This window comes from Hahella sp. HN01, assembly GCF_018986435.1.
Lineage (GTDB): Bacteria > Pseudomonadota > Gammaproteobacteria > Pseudomonadales > Oleiphilaceae > Hahella.
Genome location: NZ_JAHMIN010000101.1, coordinates 1 through 2,445, shown reverse-complemented (window position 1 = coordinate 2,445; position 2,445 = coordinate 1). Strand labels below are relative to the sequence as shown.

At 51.9% G+C, this 2,445-nt stretch carries 1 protein-coding gene; it reads left to right on the top strand.

Annotated elements, in window-relative coordinates:
• Positions 1–2,445 (top strand): LysM domain-containing protein (locus KP814_RS32325; protein WP_216740641.1); only part of this gene is annotated, 2,445 nt, incomplete at both ends.

The following is a 2,445-nucleotide window of genomic DNA, read 5'->3' as shown; positions in this document are numbered from 1 at the left end:
GTAAAAGAACGCCTGGAAAGCCTGCATCATTACGACTACAACGCCAATAATCAGGTGTTGACGGACACGGTTTATAAAGACGCTTCCATGAGTCCTGGCAGTCGTAAGTCCATTTTGACCTACACCTATCTGAACGATGGTCAAACGCTCAAACAAACGTTTTTGGATGATTTGGCGAACGATGATGGAGATGTCACGACCACATATCACTATTTGGCGCGTGACCGCTGGGATAGCTACAAAGCCAGCAAGGTTACCATATCCGCGTCTGTCGGCGCTGGCGCGTCCTATTACATCTATGATGCGAACGGCCACACGCGCTGGGTCTATGATCATCAGGATCAGCGAACTATCTCCTATGTCAACAATCAGCGCGGTCAGACCATTCAGCGCAATGAAATAGACAGGAATAACAACGGTCAGGAGAAATCCATCCGTCGTAAATTCTACTATTTGGATGGCATTGTGCGCGGCGACATTGGCAACGATGGCGTTCCCTCAAGGACGGACTACGTTCAGCAGTTGGCGGAAAATGGAGATCACAGCGTTGTTGTCGGTCAGGAGTCGTACCTTGTTCCCAGGTCGGCAGGGCGGGATGACAATCGCAACTGGTTTGAGGCCAGAACCAGGGATATCAAAAAGCAAGTCGGGTATTCCAGTTATTACAGAATGACGCCTGTGACTTCGGCGGATTTCGACCAGAACTTCCAGCCGATTAACTCCGACTATCCCGGCAAGGCATCCTCTTACTATGAGGTTCATGAAGGGGATAAACTGTCTTCGATCGCCGCCAGCATGTGGGGAGACGCCAGTCTTTGGTATCTGCTGGCGGACGCCAACGGCCTTTCCGGCGATCAGGATCTGAAAGCCGGTTTAAGTCTGGTGATCCCTAACGTGGTCACCAACATTCACAATAACGCCAGCACATTCCGTCCCTATGACCCGGGACTGGGCCTAGGCGACACAACGCCATCGTTGCCTGAGCCTCCGCCTCCGCCCAAGAAGGGTAAATGTGGCGCTACCTTTGTTGTCATGGTCATTGCTATCGCTGTTGCGGCCATTGTGGCTCCTTATGCGACCGCCATGCTGATGCAATCATTCGGCCCCGCCGCGGCAGCGGCGCAAGGAGCAGCGTCAGTTGCTGGAGGTTTAGCGGCTTCTGTTGGCTCTAGTGCGGGAGTTGGCTTTGGTCTGAGTGCGGGAGTGGGCGCTGGATTTGGAGCGGTAAGCGCAAGTGTCGGCGTTGCGACCTCTTTTGCAAGTTATGCTGCTATGGCTGGAGGAGTCTTCATCGGAGGGGTTGCAGGGAGTGCTGTATCTCAGTTGGCGGCTAAAGAGCTTGATCTACAGGATCACTTTTCTCTGCGGAGCGCAGTTAGAAATGGTCTCACTGCCACCGCTACTGCCGGAGTAAATAGCTTTGTAAATGCTTCAGGATGGTATCAGTGGGCGCAAATGGCGGCGACAGCCGCAGCAGGCGTCGGGGCAAATTATCTCGCTGGCAAAGCCACAAAACTCCCCACCACCTTCCGCTGGAGAGACGTCGCCACTAGCTTTGCTACTGCATCAGTGATGAACGGCATTGGCATTGGAGATAAGAGTGCTTTTTACAACCAAGGACTAAGCAGCTACGTCGATGGCTTCCTCCCAGGCAGTATTAGAAACAATGACATCGCCCGCAATGCCATTCAAGGCTTCACCGCCGGCGCAGTATCCGAAGCCGTTCGCGTAGCGGTCTATGACAGCGAAGACTATCGCCCTGATTATGTGGGAATGATCGCGGGGGTTGTTGGTAGTACGTTGGGAGGCTTGGCGCTGGCGGGAGTTGCTAAGGAGAGTCAACAAAGCTCGGCTGCTACAGTGAGCGCGACTGAAAAGTCTTATTCGGACGATTATCTGTATAAGTATGGGATAGCGAGCCTGGATGGTGAGGGGCCGGTCGGCCCGGCGTATGAGCTTAATTATCTTCAGGAGAGGGACGAGACTTTCAGTGAGCTTGATGCGATCTCAGAAGAGCTGGAGGCAGGGATAGAATATTCAAGATTTATCTCAATGGTGGGTGAAGGTTACACAGGCCAAGTAATCGTCGATCCAGTAACAGCTGTTGCTGGCCCATTAATAACTGCTGCTGAAAATGAATATTCAGATAGTGGTCCAATACATAAGAACCATGCATCTGAGACTAACCTAAGTTTCGAACCATGGGATGAGTACGCCTATCGTAAAAGAAAGAGGGATTTCCAATTTTTCCTCGGCTCGTTAGATAATATGGCGGAAAGCTCTCTTGCTTCAGTTGGCTATATTTCGGGAACCATCAACGGTAGAGATGAGGAATCCCTCTATGGCATGTCAACTGCGGGGGCAGCTGTCAGTTCGCTAATTTCCCCCAGAGAATCTGGGAGAGTCATGAATCGAAGCGTAGGCCTATACAGCGTAGGCCTATAC